The organism is Gardnerella coleohominis (assembly GCF_002896555.1).
Taxonomy (GTDB): Bacteria; Actinomycetota; Actinomycetes; order Actinomycetales; family Bifidobacteriaceae; genus Bifidobacterium; species Bifidobacterium vaginale_F.
Genome location: NZ_MNLH01000001.1, coordinates 209,118 through 227,769, shown reverse-complemented (window position 1 = coordinate 227,769; position 18,652 = coordinate 209,118). Strand labels below are relative to the sequence as shown.

Below are 18,652 nucleotides of genomic sequence, written 5' to 3'. Positions count from 1 at the left end.
TAATTTTAAAACTGTAAAACTGTGAGATTTAAGCTTAAAATTTAAGATTTACAAAATTTTACTTAGCGTCTGCAGCTGGAGCGGCATCAGCAGCAGCGGCAGCGTCGGCTGCTGGAGCTGCTTCTTCTGTAGCAGCGTCTTCAGGAACAACAACGCTTACAACGGACTCTTCGCCATCCATATCAAGCTCAGCACCCTCAGGAAGCTTTACATCCTTAGCAAACACCTTGGTACCGTCAGTTAAGCCATCAACGTTAACAACCAAGCGCTCTGGCAAGTTAGCAACATCAGCGCGAACCTTAAGTTCCTGAACGTCAACAAATGCAACAGCAGCACCCTTTGGAGTACCTTCAACGAAGACTGGAACTTCAACGTCAATCTTTTCTCCAGCCTTAACTTCGTAGAAATCAATGTGCTCTACGATGCGCTTTACAGGATTGCGCTGAACGTCCTTAACAACTGCGATACGAGATTCGTTGCCGAACTTAATAGTGAACAAAGCGTTAGCGTGACGCAAAGCCAAAGTAGTTTCCTTCATTGGGAGCGTAACGTGAACTGGTTCAGCACCGCCAGCATAAATGCTTGCAGGAATTAATTGAGCAACACGCAAACGGCGAGCAACGCCCTTACCGAACTCATTGCGTTCATTGCCTTCAAGAGTAATCTTTGTAGCCATATCGGTCTCCTTATGGTCTGGTTATTAATCCAGCTTCAGGCGCACCGACGCGCCGAAAACCACCATAAGCTGGCTATCAGCCCAGTCGATAACGGAACTCACCTTTAACTAGCGGTTCCCTCGCCAAAGCAACTTTGCTAGTATAACTAACCGCAAAGACTAAATTTTGAATACAATAAAGTCGAAATTGATTTAATGGATTTAATAAATTTAATATCTGTAATAGCTTGAATATCTGTATTACCTGGAATAGCTACTATATTTGCAATAACTTCACCAACTTCAACAATTGCAATAACGAATATAAATGAACTTATTGTGACAAATTTGAAAATATTTGAAAAAATTTATCACTTTTATTGTAGCAATCATCAATATGCTTGAGCATATGGACTATTATCATATGTATTAGTAATAAAGCGTATTATTTTTGTGCGCTAAGAAGTAGCCGATTTCGGCATGATGAAGGAGCAGATGTGTCCGTCCTTAATACACTCCAGCAGCAGGCATTTAATCTAGCAAGAAAAGCACTGCATATTAGTGGTAACTTTGCACATCCTGTCAGCGATGATCGAGCAGGTGGACCAGATTATCCGGAATTGCATAACGTATCAGAAGGTAGCGTAAATCCGCTCCTTCCAAGAGTTGACGAGTGGGGTCCAGGAATGCCAACCACTACTATGGTTGATCCTGAAACTGGTTTACTGACTACAAGCACTCAAGGAAATCCTCCTTTAGACGATGGAACAAGTATTTACGACTTGTATGCTAATCGTGCATCTCGTATGGGCGATGATCCTCTTTACACTTATAAAAACGGAAATCGTTGGATTACTAAAACAGCTAACGAGTTTCTTTCAGAAGTTCGAGCAGCCGCAAAAGGCTTAATGCATTACGGATTGAAGAAAGGCGATTCTGTATCTCTTATGTGTAAAACATCCTATGAATGGGATGTTATTGATGCAGCTATTATGGCTTGCGGAGGCGTTTTAGCTACTATTTATGACACTGATTCTGCAGAGCAGATTCGCAATATTGTAAATAATTCTGATTCAAGGTTCTTAATTGTTGGAACCACTGAAATGCGCGATAAAGCAGATGGAGCAATTGAAGATTGCCCTACATTGGAAAGAATTATTTGCATTGAAACGGGCGGATTGGCCGAACTTCAAGCTTTTGGATATACAGTTAGCGACGAAGCTTTGGATGCAAGAATTGATTCTGTAAAGAAAACTGATTTATGCTCTATTGTTTATACTTCCGGATCGACTGCAGCTCCTAAAGGCGTTGAAATGACGCATGAGCATTATTGCACTACAGCTCTTAATCTTCCAACTTATTTGCCTGAACTTTTAAGCGAGAAAAATGGATCTGTTTTGCTGTTCTTACCGCAAGCTCACTCTTTTGCTCGTGCTATTAACTACATTGTTGTAGCAAGTTCTTTGCGAATTTATATTGCTCAAGGCATTTCTACTCTTATTTCTGATTTGCAAGTAGCAAAGCCAACCGTAATGATTGTTGTTCCTCGTGTGCTTGAAAAAGTTTATAACGCCGCTTCACAAAAAGCTGGTCACGGCGTAAAAGGATTGGCATTCCAAGGCGCAGTTGTTACGGCTCAGCAGTATATGAAGGAAATTTCAAAGTACGGCAAGGCTAAAGCAATCACTCAAGCTCGTCGCGCTGCGTATGATCAAATGGTTTATCATTCTATCCGACAAGCTTTGGGTGGTCGCGCGCATTGGATTGTTGCAGGCGGAGCCCCATTGGATCCTGAGCTTCTTTCATTCTTCCGCGGTGCTGGAGTGCCTGTATATGAAGGATACGGCTTGACTGAAACTACTGCACCATGCGCATTTAGCCCTCTTGGAGTTCCATTTAGAGAAGGCTCAGTCGGAATCGCTTTCCCTGGATTTACTCTTAGGATTGCTCATGATGGTGAGATTCAGATTAAAGGCACATGCGTATTTAAGCGTTACCATAAGAATGCTGAAGCTACGGAAACATCATTCACTGAAGATGGATGGTATGCTACAGGCGATCTTGGCCGTATTGATAATGAAGGATTCCTTTATATTACAGGCCGAAAGAAAGATTTAATCATTACAGCTGGCGGAAAGAACGTTGCGCCAAGCCCTATTGAGGAAATAATTAAGCGCTGTGAGATTGTTTCGCAAGCTTTAGTACTTGGAGATAAACGTCCATTTATTTCCGCTTTAGTTACTTTAGACGAACCAACTTTGCGTACGTGGCTTAAGAACAAGGGTCTTGACGCTAATATGACTATGGAAGAAGCTGCTCGTAATGCTGTTGTTCGCGCTGAAGTTCAAAAGTTCGTTGACATTGCTAACGAAGGCGTTTCACGCGCAGAATCTGTGAGAAAGTTCATTGTTCTTCCTGAAGAGTTCACTCAAGAGAATGGATTGCTAACAGCATCTATGAAGGTGATACGTCCGCGTGTTATTAAACGATATGCCACGCTTCTTAACACCCAAATGTACACTACGCGCAAAAAGTAGTATTAACTTATGTAATACGTTAAGTTTATTACTTTAGTTTATTGTGCTTTAACTTATTGCTTAAGTTTGCTTTAACTTAGGCGATATTGCGCATTATACTGACCAATAAAATAGCCGCGGTTTGACTTTGTAATTCACTGTCTGCCGCGGTTTTTGTTTATTATATTAATTCTCAAATTTATCCATGGCTATTTGTTAAAATCACAGAGAAAAACTTGATACCCCCCCCCCGTAGAAGAATACAATGTTCTACGTGAGCAAGATTAAAGATAAGATTGCAGCATTTTCAATAATAATGTTGCAGTCTTAACGAATAACTTGCCGAGAGAATATGAAAATCTTCTAATTTACATAACGATTAAGAGGAGAGGTTTTATGAACGCCAAACTCGCAGTAGCAATCTCATTAGGCGCAAGTTCCCTTGCATTATTTGGTATGGCAAGTGTTGCCAATGCTGCAACTACTGAGCCACCATCTAATCCACCATCTGACTCGAATCCTCCTGCAGTGCAGCAGGGAGAAAGTGCTACAGATAAAGCTAAAAAAGAAGCTAAGCAAGCTATTGAAGATGCTAAAACACAGAAAAGCAAAATTGATGAGGACGTAAATAAGGCTGAAAGTGAAGCTAGTGACGCTAATAGCGAGGCACTTCAAGCCAACAAGGAAGTAACTGAAGCTCAGACTGAATTAGACAATAAGAAAAAAGAAGTACAAACAGCTGAAGAAGAAAAAGGTAAAGCTGATAAGGAATTATCTGAGCATCAGACTGCGGTAGATAAGGCTAACGAAGGTGTTAAAGATAAGCGAACTGTTCTTGATCAAGAAACAGCAAACCAGACGGCTGCTGAAAATAAACTGAAAGCAACTCAAAAAGAAAAAGATGCAAAAACTACAGAGCTTGGAACTGCAAACGAAGACGTTCAAACTAAAACAACAGAACAGACTAAAGCTGGAGAAAAAGTAAAAACTGAAACAGGTAATCTGCAAACTGCCAATACTCAGCTTGAAAAGGCTAAGCAAGATAAGAATAAAGCTCAGGAACAAGCAAATCAGCTTTCTGCTACAGCAACTGAAAAAGAGAAAGAGCAAACTGCTGCAGAGCAAGCTGTAAAAGCTAATACAGAACAGCAGGAAAAGATTCAAAAAGAAATAGATAATCTGAACGCTGCTGGTTCCGGATCAACAAATGCCGAGGTGCAAGAGCTAGAGAAGAAAGCAAATGAAGCTAAGCAAGCTTATGAGCAAGCAAATACTACAGCAACTCAAACGGCTCAGGAAGCTAAAAATAAGAAAAACGATTTAGATAACGCTGGAAACAATCTCAACTCAGCAGAAAAAGATCTTGAAAATAACCCAGATGTTAAGAAGTTGGGCGATGCAGAAAAAGCTGTGGAAGCTGCTAAGAAAGCTGCAGATGCAGCTGCTAAGAAAGATACTTCTAAAACTACAGCGAACTTTGCAGGATTCTTGGATTATGTGATTGAAACTTATAAAAATTCTACTAGCAAAGAAGATAAAGCTCTTCTTGAAGACGCTCAGCGCGCTAAGCAGATTTTGAACGGTAAAAGAGTCGAAATCATGAAGCAAGTCCAGAACAAAGGCAAAACAGAAAACGTTCTAGACCGCGTTATAGAAGTACCTATGTGGTATAAGGATCTTGTAAAGCTCGGCAAAGTTGGCGGCGCGGATTCATTGCAAAACATGAAGGAAGCTGCAACTTACTACGATTCGCTCAACAAGCTACGCAAAGAAGATAGCGATAAAAACAGCGCAAATACTGAAGAGAAAAAGGCGTTGGGCGATGTTAACGTGCGTCTTAGCTTGATTGCTGAGTCAATTGTAAACTCCTTCTATTCTGGTGCAAATCATGATCATGCAATAAACCACCCTGGTTATGAGGGTAGCGAAGTGATGGAAACCACACCATACAAAACTGCAGAAAATCTTGCGTGGGGCAATTACGACGGCGATTCTACAAATCACAAGGATCAGGAATATAGCAAGTGCTATGTAACAGTAAATGGCAATACGTCTTGTTCTACTAAATATGGAGAAAAGTATAACGCTCTTAGCGGATGGTACACGGTTGAAAAAGAGCGTTACGACAAGGCTGTTGCAGGAACGTTTGTAACTGGCGAAAAAAATAATGAAAAACATAAGATTTCTGATGCTGGTAAGGAAATGCTTAAGCAGCATCGTTATGATTTACGTCAATACATGTGGCAGCATCCAGAGATTAAGTTGTTTGTAGATGATGCTGATAATAGTAAACTCAAAGATATTTTCTTGGAATCTGTGGGTCATTACACGAATTTTGCTAGCAAAGATATTACTGCTGGCGGATTCGCTGAAAGCGACTTGAGCTTGGAAGAAGCTACAAGTATAACCACAGTAAACGGAAAGTCTACAACTAGCAAAGAAGTTGTCGCGGGAGATGTGGCTGTATGGCACGGAAGCGACGAATCTTCGATTAGCGTTGCTAAATATAAGCAGCTTCTTGGAGATTATGAGAAAAGCCTTAGTGACAGCGCTAAAGAAGAGCTGAAAGAGGATGACAATATCAACAAGCTGAATGCTGAAGCAAATAAAGCAAACTACGATTTGTTTGTTAAAAAGTATGAGCTTCGTAAATTGCATTATGACTTGAATATGAGCGATGCTAACAACTTAGACGCTGCAAATGCCGCTAAACCTGAAGTTGGTTTGCAAGATCAGGAAAAGAACGCACTTGATGTTCTTAAGCAAAAAGCTCAAGAACTTGTTGCGTACTATAGCCAAACTGGCGTAACGTGGGCAGCTCCGCAAGAAATTGTTAATCTACTTCTTAATCAAGCAAGATCTGAAGTGCAAAGAATAGAATCTAAAATTACTGATATTACTAATTCAATAAGCACTGCTGATTCCAAAAAGTCTGAAATTGAGAATCTTAAGAAGGCTGTTGCAAGCGCAAATACGACGTTTGAACAGGCTAAAACTGCTTCTCAGGAAGCAAATAAGGCTAAGGAAGAGGCTGCTAATAAGGCTACTGAGCTGAAGAACGCTTGGGATACCGCTAAGAATGCATACGAAGCTGCTAAGCAGCAAGCTGAACAAGCTGCACAGCTAGGCAAAGAAGCACGCCAGCAACAGATTAATCAGCTTACAACCGAACTTAACGGATTGAAAGAAAAAGCGAAGACTCTGAAGTCACAAGCTGAAACTGCAGAGCAGACTGCTAAAGCAGCTCGCACTGCTGCCAAGGCACAGCGAGCAAAAGTTGATGGCGAAATTACCAATGCTATTACAGCTGCTGAAGCTAATGTAGAGTCAGCCAAGCAGGCCGTCAAAGCTGCTGAAGCTGCCAAAACTAAGGCTGATAAAGAGCTTAAAGTTGCTAATGAGAAGGTAACTACGCTGACTAAGAAGATTGGCGAGCTTACAACTCAGATTGAATCTGAGAATCAGAAAGTTGAAAATGCTAAGAGTGAAGTTCAAGCTGCTCAGACTGCTCTTCAAGGCGCTAAAGATACTCAGAACACAGTAACAGCACAGCTTGAAGCATTGAAAACAAAAGTCACGAAGGCTGGTGAAACCTTAACAAACGCAAATGATGCTGTTAAGACTGCAAAAGAAAATGTTGTTAAGAAGATTCAACTTGCTCAGACTGCTGTAACAAATGCTCAAGCTAAGGTTAAGACTGCTCAGGAAGTTGTAGAAGCTGCTAAAACCAAGATTGAAAAGATACAGAATGATCTTAAGACTGCGGAAGAAAAGTTTAAGGCTGTTGTTACTGACGCAACAACTCAGCAATCCTTCATGCAGTCAACGTTCTTGGCAGCTTATCCAGAGTTTGAAAGCTTCGTACAAACTCTGACAGAAAAAGTTAATACACTGAAAACTACTGCTGCAACACTCACCGAGTCTGCAAAAACACTCGCGACACAGCTACCCGAGTCTGTTGTTACACCATCTGTTGTACCACCAGTTGTACCACCTGCACCAAAGCCACCGGTTGTTGAACCAAGTCAGGGAGGAAGCGACCACAGCAACACTGGTAATACAGGAAGCACAAACAATACCGAAAACACTGGAAACACTGGTAACACTGGAAACAGTAATGTTCCATTCACACCACAAACACCACATGTTAGTGTTCCTGCTGTTGATGTTGAACAACAATCTAACGAGTTCGCTTCAGCTACCGCAGAAAATTACGCTACACAGGCTGTTGTTAAGAGTGAAACTGGAAAGTCTACTAAAGCAGAGCATGCGAATGAGAAAGCTTCAGTGAAAAACACTAAAGCAAACACGCAGCATACACAAAGCACATCTTCTGCTACAAGTACATCTGCAAATCAGAACAGTGCTCAATCACATGATGCAAATAAGTCTGCTGAGAATAAGAATGCTGAAAACAAGAAGAACTCTGAGTCAAAGCAAGAAGATAATAAGCAAGAAACTCAGGATTCTAATAACAATAACAGCACTCAGAACAAAGAATCGCAGAAGGAAGAATCTAAGAATTCTCAAGCTTCTGGAAATCCTGGACAAGCTCAGCAGGAAGGAAATAAGACTCTTACTGTTGCTGCAATAGTCGCATCAGCAATAGCAGGAATCGCGGCAATCGGCGGAGGCATATCTTTCGCACGTCATCGTCGCATGTAGTTGAAAATGTAGGTTCACTCCATAAAAATTGAGTGAATTCATAGAACTAAAACAAAACTAAAACAAAAACCGCAGTCGAAATTATATCGGCTGCGGTTTTTTATAAGCGCTACGCAAAACGCGCGCGTCAAAACACACTAAGTAAAATTAGAATCCCAAACGCTCAAGCTTCTTAGGGTCACTCTGCCATCCTTTTGCAACCTTCACATGCAATTCAAGCACAGCTTTAGAACCAGTAATGCGATTTACTGCCGTGCGCAAACGCTTCTTAACGCGAACTAAATGCTCCGCACGATGCCCAATAATAATCGGCTTTTGCGAATCACGCTCAACATAAACAGACACAAGCACATGCGCTTTGTTGTCTTCGTATTGAGTGCCCTCGCCGCCACCCGGATACACAATATCGTCAACTACAACAGCTAAAGAATGAGGCAACTCGTCATCCAATTCTTCCAAAAACGCTCCACGAATAAGCTCCGAAATCATACTTTCTGGACTTTCCTCGCTAAGCTGATCCGCCGGATACATTTGTGGACCTTCCGGCAAGTTTTGAATCAAAACATTCTTAACTTCGTCGACATTGTCGCGTTCCAACGCACTCACAGGCACAATATCCGTAAAATCAGCAAACTGCTGAATTTGAAGCAAATGCGCAACTAACTCGCTGCGGTTAAGCGTATCGATTTTCGTAACAATACCGATAAGCGGAACTTTCCAAGTCCAATTGCCCTTATCATCTTTTTTAGCAAAATCGGAGCGAAGACGGCTCAGGATTCGCCTGTCTCCTGGTCCTATCTCCTGGTCTGCTGGAAGCAAGAATGCAATCGCATCAACATCTGCAAGCGACTCGTCAACAATATCGTTCAAACGCTGACCAAGAAGAGTACGCGGACGGTGAATACCCGGAGTATCAACCAAAACCATTTGCGCATTATCTGTTGTAACAATTCCGCGAATAGCCTTACGCGTAGTTTCCGGGCGAGAAGACGCAATAGCAATTTGCGTACCAATAAGAGCGTTCATAAGCGTTGATTTACCAACGTTTGGCCTACCAACTACAGCTACGAAACCGGAACGATAACCGTGAAAATCAGGAGTAGAAATCGTTGCGCGAGTTGAAGCATCTAGATTTGCAAACATCTCGTCGTCGAAGTCATCAGTATCGTCAAAGTTGTTATCTAAATCACTATCTACGTCACTATCGAAATCATTATCTAAGTTATCGTCGTTAGCGAATTCACTATCGTCTTTAAGATCACTCATAATTAATCCATCCAAATTCAAAATATTCCATAAAATCAAAACACTACATAAAACATTACATCAAATAAAGCATTACATAAATATTATCTGTTAATATCAAACTTTAGATTTTATTATTTTATTATTCAATTGTTCAATTAGGCTACTAAAAACGATTAGTTTACTAGCCTACTACCCTATTAAGTTAGCCAATTTTATTATTCAATTAACCTATTCAATTAACACACTAACTTCAAAATTTTTAGAATATAAAAGAAATTTCAAATTACGCATTATCTACGCTTCCTCAAAATTCTTTTAAAAATTTTCGTAAAAATTTTAGTCAATATTTTTACTAATACCTTCTGGAATAATTTTCCAATAAGCCTAGATATTAATCTTCTCATAACTTTCAATCCTCCGAATAAAAGCTTCAATATTATTAATATTATTAATATTACTTATCAGAACTACTGGTATTAGTATCTTCACGATTCTCTTGCAAACCCTGCAAATCTCTTTCAACAACTATTGTTGAAACTTTCTTACGCCTTCCAGCAGAATCAACAGCAGTTAGCTTAAGACCTCTTGTTACAGCACTAGATCCAACAATAGGAACATTGCCTAAAAGCTTCGTGAGCAATCCAAATACAGTATCAACATCGTCTTCGTCAATATGTACTTCAAACAAATCTTCAAGATCTGCTATAGGCGTACGCGCAGGCATTCGCCATACTCCATCGCTTATTTCTTCAGGATCAGCGCGTTGAGTACGATCATGCTCATCTTCCAATTCGCCAACAATTTGCTCAATCGCGTCTTCAATAGTAACTAAACCAGCAATACCGCCATATTCGTCAACTACAACAGCAACATGCTGACGAATGCGTTGCATTTCATGGAATAAATCATCCACAGGCTTTGATTCCGGAACAAGCATTGGGTCACGAGTAATCGTAGAAACAGCTCTGCTAGAAGCGGCATGATTAAATACAGTTGCTCTAACAGCATCTTTTAAATACGCTATTCCAACCAAATCATCTACAGAATCACCGATAACCGGTACGCGAGAAAATCCTGAGCGAGAGCATAACTTCAAAAAATCTTCTAACGTTTCGCTATTCTTTACGCAAATCATATCCGTACGCGGAACCATAATTTCACGAGTTAAAGTATCTGAAAGCGTAAGAACATTCCGCATCATTTCTGAAACTTCTGGATCGAAATCATTAGCTTCAACTAAACGATCTATACTAGCTTTTGCCTGATCTCTTTGAATATCCTCTAAAGCTTCATCATCTGAAAGATCAGTATGTTTTTTACGAGATGCCATATCAACATCGCTTGCAACTCTTACACAAGGATTTAAAGCTATTGCGATTAGCACAATACGCGATAATCTCATAAGTTTTGCAACAGGTTGAGCAGCTCCAACAGATCTTGGACGAACAAGAATAGAAATAACAGCGACAATTATTGATATAACAACGCCAATAAGAATAGTCAGCCATAAAGGTGATTTAAAAACACTAGCTATAGAAGCTACTAAAACACCATCTAGCAGATTGCATAATATTCTCACAAAAGCACAAGCACTAGAAGCAGCATAACGATCTGCAATCAATCTTTTCACTCTATGGATTCGGGCTATTTTTCTCATGCGAACTATAGTGCTAACATCATCCTCGTTAGTTTGAGCTTCAATCATCATATTATTCAAACTTGCACGAGTAACTCTAGGTATAGCACCTTCAGCAGCAGCCATCGCTAATGAAAGCCATACTAAAAGCACAGCAACCAAAAATGAAACTACAACAACCGTCCACATTTGCACAGACAATTCTGGAAGCTCAGGAATTTTAAAGCTTTCAAACAAGTTCGTCAATTCTCATCATCGCCTTTGACTGTTATTTTGCCGCTTACTTTGCACGTTATTTTGCACGCTTACTTTTTTCTAGAGTCTGAATGATTTTTATCGTATAAATCTAATTCATTCACAGCGCCTTCAGGAAGAGTTGCGTCATAAAGTTCTCCAGATCTAGCTGCAAAGAAAGTAAGCAATAGCTGACGTTGCAAACCAAACATTTGCTTTTCTTCATCCGGCGTAGTGTGATCATATCCAAGAAGATGAAGCATGCCATGAATAGTTAATAAAAGCATTTCTTCCATTGTGCTATGACCTGCAGCTAACGCTTGCTGCTGTGCCACCCAAGGGCAAATCACTAAGTCACCAAGCATGCCTTCAGATACTTTATCATCGCTTCCAGGAGTAAGCTCATCCATTGGGAAACTCATGACATCTGTTGGTCCTTCTAAATTCATCCATCGCTCATGCAAGCTAGCGATTGGCTCAGGATCAACAAAAGTAATTGATAAATCAGATTGCGTACTTACACGCATCTTTTGTAAAACCCACATTCCAAGATCAGAAAAAATTTTAGGATCAATATTCCATACTGTTTCATTCATAACATCAACGCTCATGATTACTCATTATTCCTCTCGTGAGCACTTTCAGAAATTTTAGATTCAATATTTACATCACCGAGCTGTTCAATATCATATTGTTCTTGAACACGCTGCATATTAGGATCCTGCTCATTATCGCGCTGTTCATGTACGCTCTGGGCATTAAAGCGATGATCATTAACTCGCTGATCTTCTTTTTTAAAAGGCGCTTTTTGATTGCGCTCAAGTCTTTTACGCTCTACAAATGAATCATATCGATCATATGCTTCTACTATACGTCCCACTAACGCATGGCGAACAACATCATCAGCATGCAAATGAACAAAAGCTATATCTTTTACACTGTCTAAAATGCGCTCAATTGAAAGCAAACCAGATTTCGGAACAGCAAGATCAACTTGAGTTATATCTCCAGTAATAACCATAGTAGTATTAAATCCGAGACGCGTTAAAAACATCTTTAACTGCTGCACAGTAGCATTTTGAGCTTCATCAAGAATAACAAAAGCATCGTTTAACGTGCGACCTCGCATATATGCAAGAGGAGCAACTTCAACAATATTTTCATCCAAATAGCGTTTTAATTGAGATGGCCCAAGCATATCTGAAAGAGCATCATAAAGCGGTCTTAAATAAGGATCAACTTTATCGTTTAGTGTTCCAGGCAAAAAGCCCAAGCTTTCTCCAGCTTCAACAGCAGGACGTGTTAAAACAATCCTACGAACTCTGCCATCTTCTAATGCGCGAACAGCTTTAGCAACTGCTAAATATGTTTTACCTGTTCCAGCTGGACCAATACCAAACGTTACAATATTGCAATCCATTGCTTGTACGTATTGGGTTTGACCAGCTGTTTTCGCGCGCACAGGATTTCCTCCTGCAAAAGTAATAACGCCCTTACTCATGCGAGCTCTTCTACTCATAGCACGGCGATGCGCTTCTTCACTAGAAGGCAAAAATTCGCTTGAATCTCTTGAAAATTCATTTTCTGAACGTGAAGCAGAATTGTTAACGCTATAAGATGATGCACTTAAACTATTTGCAAGCACACCACCATTATGACCAATACGATCAATACGCACATTATGTTCATCGTTGCGTAAAATATCTCGCTCTAGCATTCTTTTTACTTCATACGAATCCATAGGATGCTCATAAGCTGCATCAATCATTCGCTGTAAAGCATACTGTGCCTTCGAAGCATCTTCCTCGCTACGAGCATAATGAGATACGATACGAACATCCTGACCATGAACGCTAATATCTACTGAAGGAAAAGCGCTTTCAACATAACGCAAATGAGCATCAGCAGCACCTAAAACTGCAACTGAATTCAATTCGCTAGGAATATGAACAATGCGCGTAGTATTTTTTGTCACGATTTACAAACTACCTTCTACCAATTTTTCGCCAGTCAGCACATGCGCATGCACATGGAAAACTGTTTGACCAGCATCAAGACCAGTATTAAACACAAGTCGGTAATCACCATGGAATGCATCATTTGCAATATTTTGCGCAACCTCAGCAATATGAGCCAAAGTCTCAGGAGATTTGCTAGCAAGCTCAGCAACATTCTTATAATGATTTCTAGGAACAATCAACACATGCACTTTTGCTTGCGGATTAATATCTTTAAAAGCTACGAGTGTGTCATCTTCATAAACTCTACTGCTTGGAATTTCGCCAGCAATAATCTTACAAAAAATGCAATCACTTTCAGTATGATACTTAATATCACTCATGATTCTCCCCTTATATTTTGCTCATAACACAATCAAATGCTTATGCTTACGCATGAAGCATACTTCTTATTATTCTACACAAAACTACACATTTTATTTATAAATATTTGTATTTATATCAATCATTTATATCAATCATCTACATCAATCGCTCATTTAAATCATCCATATAAATCACTCATAACGGCCTAAAACGCGAGAAAGCAATGAAAGCGCTACAGGACCTGCTGCAGATGCTCTAAGAATATTACTGCCTAACACACAGCTTTTAGCTCCGGCATCAACAAACATTGACACTTCATCTTCGCTTATTCCACCTTCAGGGCCAACTAACACATACACAGTGCGCTCGCGGCCATCGGAAAGACAACGATCTGTAAGATTATTTACATAAGATTCGATTTGACTCCAAGAATCAGTAGCATCTTGATGCAAAACTATAACCAAATTTCCATAAACACATGCTCGTCTGCATATTGCAACAACATTTTTGCTTGATACGCAATCACCTAGCTCAGGAATCCAAGCTCTACGAGATTGTTCAGTTGCAGATTGCAAAACTTGATTCCACCGCTTATCGCTGCGCCCTTGCTTCCATTTTGCAATAGATCTATCTGAGCACCAAGGAATTATCTCATCTACTCCAATTTGAGTTGCCATATCAATCGCCTGCTCATCATGACCTGTTTTAGCCAATGCTTGAACAAGAGCTAGACGAGTAGTTGTACGAGGCTCTCTTAAAAATGAATTAACCTTAACTAAACCATTTTCTTCATCTGTAACTGTAGCGTGAATTCTCAAACCTTTTCCGTCAGAAAGCTGTAAAGCATCTCCAGATTTTAACCTCATAGCAGATATAGCATGACGTTTTATACGAGCTGGCAATTGTAAAGTCCAGCCCTCCTCAATGCCATTAGCCAATATAGGCGCATCATCATGATCGATATCTAATAAAAATAAAGCGTCAGTCATAGTTCAAGCCTAACCTTAAGGCTGCACCAACTCTAAAAATGGTTCTGTGCAAGTATTGTGGCAAACTAGAATAGTACGTATTGGAGGTAAAGCGCAATGACTGATAATTTTAGCGATAGCACTGCGCTTGTTACCTTACGTATTTCGCGTTTTATGCCATTTTCTCAAGTAAATGATGAAGATGATAATACTCAAAATGTGCGCAAACGTAGAGAAAGTCCTTTTGCTCGCAGAAAAAGAAGCAATCCTTTTGCAAAAGTGGATTCTTCTGAAAAAAATATAGATGAATCTTCAGAATTTTCTAAACCTTCTGCAAAACGTATTCAAGGCAAGCATTGGACTCAAGATTATAATTTACGAGTTCATTCAACAGATACAATTCTTGACTGCTTGCTTACTATTAAACGCACAATCGATCCAACTCTAGCTTTTCGTTACTCATGTGGACACGGAGTGTGCGGCTCAGATGCAGCAAACGTAAACGGTATGCCAACGCTTCTATGTAGCGCAACAATCGGAGCAAACGCACGTCCTGAAATAAACTCTAATGTACAATCTCGCGGATTTAGAAAAACAGGCACTACAAGCAGTAATGCGCAGGCGGAAAAATCGCCAATTTTGCAGCAAAAATCTAAAGAAGCTATTTCCGCACAAAATAACAGCTTTGGCATTATTGAACTATCTCCACTTTCGGGATTTAGCGTTCAACGCGATCTTATATGCGATATTTCACCTATGATTGCGCAAATAAAACGTTTAGAACCTTATTTGCAAGCTGCAAACATTCCTACAAGAAATAACGAAGGAAAACTCGAGCTTATTGAGTTCTTGCAAAATCCTGAAGAACTTCAAAAATTTGAACTTTTAAGCAATTGCATTATGTGCGGAGCATGCGAAGGAATATGCCCAATTTATGCAGGCGGAGAAGCATTCATTGGTCCAGCTGCTTTAATTAATGCAGCACGATTCATTTACGATTCTAGAGACAGCAAAACAGAGCACCGCTTAGATTTGATTGACGGCAGCGATGGAATAAGCGCATGCCAGTCGGTTAGAGCCTGCTCTAGACAGTGCCCTCGCGGAATTGACATAGGCGAAGAGATTTGGCAGCTTACAACACTTGTAAACGAACGTAAAGCTCAAGATTAGTTAATTAATTTGCTAGCAAAATAAATAACTATATAACTCATATTTCTTAACGCTACTTTTGCTGCTATTTCCTACTTCTTACCACTATTCATTAACTCTATTTCTTACTTCTCAGCTTCGGAAGCATCGGCTCCGGAAGCAATGCGCACAGCCTCTATAGGATCATCAGTAATAGCTAGAAGATTCGGATCAATCGAAGAAATAAATCCTCTACTCATAACACTATTTTTCAGCCAATCTATAAGACCATTCCAATATGAGCTACCAAAAAGAACCACAGGAACTTTTGCAACTTTATGCGTTTGAACAAGTGTTAAAGCTTCAAACATTTCATCCATAGTGCCAAAACCGCCCGGACATACAATAATTCCAGAAGAATATTTCATAAACATGGTTTTGCGCACAAAGAAATATCTAAATTGCATTCCTAAATTAACCCACTTATTCAAGTTTTGCTCATGTGGAAGTTCAATACCAAGACCAACTGAAGTTCCGCCAGATTCAGCAGCTCCACGATTAGCAGCCTCCATAATTCCAGGACCGCCACCAGTAATAACCGCGAACCCGCGTTTCACTAATTGCTCACCCATAAGTCGAGCAGCAGAATATTCAGGCTCATTTTCTTTAACTCGAGCAGAACCAAATATGCTAACAGCTGCACCTAAACCAGAAAGAGCATCAAAACCATCAACAAACTCTGCTTGTATGCGCAAAGCACGCCAAGGATCAGCATTACGCCAGTATTTCTCGCAATTATTGCAGGTATCGAAATCGTGCTTTAATAATATTTCAGTACTACTCTCATTAGGAATCATAGGACCTTTTAATATCGCAGCTCCACGATAATACGTATCGTTCCAAGGCGGTACATCTTTAGAAGAATTTTCCGAAATCATATTATCTGCTTCCAAAACATTCACTCCTTAGATTTTTCCATTCGCTTTGATTGACTATACAGAAGTGCGCCTGAAACTCCTGCAGCAATAAGAGAAGCAACAAGTACTCCAAATCTTGCTTCTCCAGAAAGATCAGCGTCAGAATAAGCTAGAGAGGCTATAAGAAGTGACACAGTAAATCCTATGCCGCAAGCACACGCAGTAGGTAATAAATCGAATACTTTTAAGTTATCTGGAACTTTTAATCCAATAAAGTTCTTAGCGACAAAAGCTGTAAGCATAATGCCCAAAGGCTTACCAATAACTAAAGCAACAGTTATTGCAATAACAATAGGAGAAATAAATAATTGCCAAGTTAAGGTTTCAAAATGGACACCAGTGGCAAATAGTGCGAATATTGGCAAAGCGAAAAGCGAAGAAAGAGGCTGGATCTTTTCACGATATCGTTCAGCTCTCAAAGACTTTTCCCCATGAACCAAATGTGCAGGAGTAAATAAGCCAACCATAACACCCGCCAAAGTTGGATGAACACCTGCCTGATACATCATAATCCACGCAAGAATACCTACTATTGCAACTAAAATCCATGGAACTTTTTTAAGACGAACTAACATAGTCCAAACTAATCCGCAAAGAATTACGCCTACAAACCAATACCAATCTTTCAACGATGAGAAGAAAATAGCTATTAAAGCAATTCCCAGAAGATCGTCAACAGTAGCCAAAGTCATTAAAAAGGCTCTTAAAGCCTTAGGTAGTGCTTTAGCAAACAGCGCCAAAACAGCTAAAGAAAATGCGATATCTGTTGCAGTAGGAATAGCCCAGCCATCTCTTACCATTTCAAGAGATGGAAGAGCGCCAGAAGTAAGACGCATGATTTCTTGATCTGCATGAAACTCTGAAAAAAGCGTAACTGTGCACACGAATAATATTGGAGGCATAATCATACCGCCAACTGCACAAATCATAGGCATTGCAGCTGCGCGAGGATCAGATAACGATCCAGCTACTAACTCATGTTTCAGATCCAAGCCAACAGTAAGGAAGAAAATAGTAAGCAAACCGTCTTGCACCCAATGGCCAATAGACATGTTGATGTTGGTATAAGGTATGCCAACATTAGTGTGCGAGATTGCTTCAAAAACAGGCGCAGTTATAGGAATATTTGCCAACAACAAGCCAGTAAGAGCAAAAGCTAGCATAATTAAGCCAGATAATCGCTCATTATTAGCTATATTGCGAACTATTCTCCAACTGCGTAACATATCTTAACTATTCCCTTCAAACCTATTCGCTAAATAATCAAATTTACAGCACTTTTTAGTATAACTTAAAGGGATAAACCGAGCGAGTCAGTAACATGATAATAAAAAAATCGCGGCACAAACGCACCGCGATTAATTTGTGCGCCAGACAGGATTCGAACCTGCAACCTTCTGATCCGTAGTCAGATGCTCTAATCCGTTGGGCTACTGGCGCATGTTTCCAGCCTCAAGAACCATGTCCTTGTTTCCGGCAACTTGACTAATATACAACTTATAAAACAAAAACACAAACCCCGGCGTGTCGCCAGGATTTGTGTTCATAGAAATCTTCTAACTTTTCTCGCTATTTAGATTCTATTATTAAAATTTGAAGTTAGAAGTTATCACGAGTATAGCTTTTATCTCTATGCTCTAAAACTTGATCGACAATGCCATATTCTTTTGCTTGAGGAGCAGTCAAAATAGTATCAACCTCAATATCTTTACGAATACGATCAATATCCTGACCAGTATGCTTAGCAAGAGTATTTTCTAACCATTCACGCAACCTAAGCATTTCTTTTGCTTGCAACTCGATTTCTGTAGCCTTACCGAAATCTTGCCCCATAGCTGGTTGATGAATCAAAACGCGTGCATTAGGCAAAATCATACGCTTTCCAGAAGTACCTGCAGCAAGCAAAATAGCTGCAGCAGAAGCAGCTTGACCTAAGCAAACTGTTTGAACATCAGGACTGATATATTGCATCGTGTCATAAATAGCAGTCATAGCAGTCATGGAACCGCCTGGAGAATTAATATACATCATCACATCACGATTAGGATCCATGCTTTCCAAAACCAAAAGCTGAGCCATAATATCGTCAGCAGATGTATCGTCCACTTGAACGCCCATGAAAATAATACGATCTTCAAAAAGCTTAGTATACGGATCCTGAGTTTTCATACCATAAGGAGTTTGCTCTCCAAATTGCGGTAAAACATAACGATTCGTAATTCTCTGACTTGAAGAAATACCGCCAAAACCAGCTAAACGTTGTGCTCGCGCAACGAACTTTGCTTCTTCACTTGCCATAAT

General features: G+C 40.0%; 13 protein-coding genes and 1 tRNA gene. 3 read left to right on the top strand and 11 right to left on the bottom strand.

Annotated elements, in window-relative coordinates; genetic code table 11:
- Positions 1-58: 58 nt before the first annotated feature.
- Positions 59-676: a 50S ribosomal protein L25/general stress protein Ctc gene (locus BFS05_RS00805; protein WP_103084175.1), complete on the bottom strand. Its 618-nt coding sequence runs from the start codon at positions 674-676 to the stop codon at positions 59-61.
- A 476-nt stretch (positions 677-1,152) separates the two neighbouring features.
- Here BFS05_RS00805 and BFS05_RS00800 point away from each other — a divergent pair, with 476 nt between their 5' ends.
- Together BFS05_RS00800 and BFS05_RS00795 are read left to right on the top strand one after the other, a co-directional pair.
- Entirely contained in the window at positions 1,153-3,192 is a 2,040-nt protein-coding gene (locus BFS05_RS00800) for an AMP-dependent synthetase/ligase (protein ID WP_103084174.1), read from the top strand.
- 375 nt (positions 3,193-3,567) lie between these two features.
- Positions 3,568-7,836, top strand: coding sequence for a coiled-coil domain-containing protein (locus BFS05_RS00795; RefSeq protein WP_103084173.1), 4,269 nt, complete (start codon positions 3,568-3,570; stop codon positions 7,834-7,836).
- A gap of 147 nt (positions 7,837-7,983) precedes the next feature.
- On the opposite strand, the gene era is transcribed toward BFS05_RS00795, so the two are convergent.
- From era to BFS05_RS00765, 6 genes are all read right to left on the bottom strand, one after another.
- A complete protein-coding gene (era, locus tag BFS05_RS00790; protein ID WP_258004183.1) occupies positions 7,984-8,979 on the bottom strand; it encodes a GTPase Era in 996 nt (331 codons plus the stop codon).
- Positions 8,980-9,538: 559 nt separating this feature from the next.
- Positions 9,539-10,909 (bottom strand): hemolysin family protein, encoded by a 1,371-nt coding sequence (locus BFS05_RS00785; protein WP_103084338.1) that lies wholly within the window; start codon positions 10,907-10,909, stop codon positions 9,539-9,541.
- A 116-nt stretch (positions 10,910-11,025) separates the two neighbouring features.
- Positions 11,026-11,565, bottom strand: coding sequence for an rRNA maturation RNase YbeY (gene ybeY, locus BFS05_RS00780; RefSeq protein ID WP_103084172.1), 540 nt, complete (start codon positions 11,563-11,565; stop codon positions 11,026-11,028).
- A gap of 2 nt (positions 11,566-11,567) precedes the next feature.
- Positions 11,568-12,929 carry a PhoH family protein gene (locus BFS05_RS00775; RefSeq protein WP_258004163.1) on the bottom strand — a complete coding sequence of 454 codons (1,362 nt, stop codon included), beginning with the start codon at positions 12,927-12,929 and terminating at the stop codon, positions 11,568-11,570.
- A gap of 3 nt (positions 12,930-12,932) precedes the next feature.
- Positions 12,933-13,295 (bottom strand): histidine triad nucleotide-binding protein, encoded by a 363-nt coding sequence (locus BFS05_RS00770; protein WP_103084171.1) that lies wholly within the window; start codon positions 13,293-13,295, stop codon positions 12,933-12,935.
- A gap of 174 nt (positions 13,296-13,469) precedes the next feature.
- Positions 13,470-14,267, bottom strand: a complete 798-nt coding sequence (locus BFS05_RS00765; protein ID WP_103084170.1) for a 16S rRNA (uracil(1498)-N(3))-methyltransferase — start codon at positions 14,265-14,267, stop codon at positions 13,470-13,472.
- Between the two features lie 96 nt (positions 14,268-14,363).
- Between BFS05_RS00765 and BFS05_RS00760 the strand changes: the two genes are divergently transcribed.
- Positions 14,364-15,416, top strand: a complete 1,053-nt coding sequence (locus BFS05_RS00760; RefSeq protein WP_103084169.1) for a succinate dehydrogenase/fumarate reductase iron-sulfur subunit — start codon at positions 14,364-14,366, stop codon at positions 15,414-15,416.
- Positions 15,417-15,520: 104 nt separating this feature from the next.
- Here the strand turns inward: BFS05_RS00760 and BFS05_RS00755 are convergent, their stop codons facing one another.
- The 4 genes from BFS05_RS00755 to BFS05_RS00740 form a co-directional block, all read right to left on the bottom strand.
- Positions 15,521-16,312 (bottom strand): LOG family protein, encoded by a 792-nt coding sequence (locus tag BFS05_RS00755; RefSeq protein WP_103084337.1) that lies wholly within the window; start codon positions 16,310-16,312, stop codon positions 15,521-15,523.
- Between the two features lie 20 nt (positions 16,313-16,332).
- Positions 16,333-17,577, bottom strand: coding sequence for a Na+/H+ antiporter NhaA (locus BFS05_RS00750; protein WP_103084168.1), 1,245 nt, complete (start codon positions 17,575-17,577; stop codon positions 16,333-16,335).
- Between the two features lie 140 nt (positions 17,578-17,717).
- Positions 17,718-17,791 (bottom strand) — tRNA-Arg (locus tag BFS05_RS00745).
- A gap of 159 nt (positions 17,792-17,950) precedes the next feature.
- Positions 17,951-18,649, bottom strand: a complete 699-nt coding sequence (locus tag BFS05_RS00740) for an ATP-dependent Clp protease proteolytic subunit (RefSeq protein ID WP_103084167.1) — start codon at positions 18,647-18,649, stop codon at positions 17,951-17,953.
- Between the last annotated feature and the right edge of the window lie 3 nt (positions 18,650-18,652).

Excerpts from the sequence above, each read along its gene's own strand:
- BFS05_RS00765 (WP_103084170.1), bottom strand. The coding sequence starts at position 14,267 with ATGACTGACGCTTTATTTTTATTAGATATCGATCATGATGATGCGCCT.
- BFS05_RS00750 (WP_103084168.1), bottom strand. The coding sequence starts at position 17,577 with ATGTTACGCAGTTGGAGAATAGTTCGCAATATAGCTAATAATGAGCGA.
- ybeY (WP_103084172.1), bottom strand. The coding sequence starts at position 11,565 with ATGAGCGTTGATGTTATGAATGAAACAGTATGGAATATTGATCCTAAA.
- era (WP_258004183.1), bottom strand. The coding sequence starts at position 8,979 with ATGTTTGCAAATCTAGATGCTTCAACTCGCGCAACGATTTCTACTCCT.
- BFS05_RS00805 (WP_103084175.1), bottom strand. The coding sequence starts at position 676 with ATGGCTACAAAGATTACTCTTGAAGGCAATGAACGCAATGAGTTCGGT.
- BFS05_RS00755 (WP_103084337.1), bottom strand. The coding sequence starts at position 16,312 with ATGATTTCGGAAAATTCTTCTAAAGATGTACCGCCTTGGAACGATACG.
- BFS05_RS00760 (WP_103084169.1), top strand. The coding sequence starts at position 14,364 with ATGACTGATAATTTTAGCGATAGCACTGCGCTTGTTACCTTACGTATT.
- BFS05_RS00795 (WP_103084173.1), top strand. The coding sequence starts at position 3,568 with ATGAACGCCAAACTCGCAGTAGCAATCTCATTAGGCGCAAGTTCCCTT.
- BFS05_RS00785 (WP_103084338.1), bottom strand. The coding sequence starts at position 10,909 with ATGTGGACGGTTGTTGTAGTTTCATTTTTGGTTGCTGTGCTTTTAGTA.
- BFS05_RS00740 (WP_103084167.1), bottom strand. The coding sequence starts at position 18,649 with ATGGCAAGTGAAGAAGCAAAGTTCGTTGCGCGAGCACAACGTTTAGCT.
- BFS05_RS00770 (WP_103084171.1), bottom strand. The coding sequence starts at position 13,295 with ATGAGTGATATTAAGTATCATACTGAAAGTGATTGCATTTTTTGTAAG.